Source organism: Kitasatospora sp. NPDC001603 (genome assembly GCF_040298365.1).
Classification (GTDB): Bacteria; Actinomycetota; Actinomycetes; order Streptomycetales; family Streptomycetaceae; genus Kitasatospora.
The window spans coordinates 1-1019 of the sequence record NZ_JBEPAA010000197.1 but is presented as its reverse complement, the minus strand read 5'-3'; the positions used below and the strand labels follow the sequence as shown (position 1 = coordinate 1019).

The 1019-nt window shown below is 37.3% G+C and carries 1 protein-coding gene; it reads left to right on the top strand.

The annotated features are described in order from the left end of the window. A partial coding sequence (locus ABT263_RS38820; RefSeq protein ID WP_352298658.1) for an IS982-like element ISLll1 family transposase occupies positions 1-844 on the top strand: 844 nt, incomplete at its 5' end. Between the last annotated feature and the right edge of the window lie 175 nt (positions 845-1019).

Sequence of the window (1019 nt, the reverse complement as noted above, 5' to 3'; positions counted from 1 at the left end):
AACCATTGAGACGCTTTATCAAACGAGTGTTCCCCTTGAGGTTCAAAACCGAAAGAACGTCCATCTCGCAACATCAGATTGCTTAGTGATCGCTTGTTACCTATGGGGCGTACTGCATTTTAGTGAAACACTTAAAGCTAAGCACCAATTGGCTCAAAGTTTATTTCCTAATTTCCTAGAATATTCTCGCTTTGTCCGCCGTTGTAATGCCCTCTTACCGAGTATCCAAGTCATTCGCCAAGCACTCGTCTTTAAAGAGGTTGAAGGAATGAGTGTATCCATTATTGACAGCTTCCCCCTTCCTTTGTGTCAGCCTATTCGTAATTTCAGAAGCAAAGTTCTTGGAGATTATGCAAATGTTGGCTACAATGCTACAAAGGGACAGTACTTCTATGGATGTAAATGTCATGCTTTAGTCAGTGAATCAGGCTATGTCATAGACTACACAATTACTCCTGCTTCAATGGCTGATAGTTCAATGACCGAGGAAGTGTTGAGTCAATTTGGGACACCAACAGTCCTTGGAGATATGGGATATCTAGGTCAGTCACTGCATGATAGGCTGGAATTAAAAGGAATTGATCTAATTACACCTGTCAGGAAGAACATGAAGCAAAAGAAAATCCTTTTCCCTAATTTTTCAAAACGTAGAAAAGTGATTGAGCGAGTTTTTTCTTTTTTGACAAATCTAGGAGCTGAGCGTTGTAAAAGTCATTCGCCTCAAGGTTTTCAATTGAAATTAGAGATGATACTTTTAGCGTATTCTTTACTGTTAAAATCAGCTAAATCACTGGAACCAGAGACTTTAAGATATTCTATCGGGTATCAAGTCATGGCTAAATAATCAACTAGCAATTCGGGTAGGTCAATGTTCTTTTATATTTGAGCGTCCATAAAATGGTCATTTTCTGAACACTCTTCTTTTCTTATTAAGATTATTAAAATCATTTGCATTTATTGTTCATTAACCCGTAATTTATTCTATGTTAATTTATATAAGTGCTTTCAAGTTATGGTAC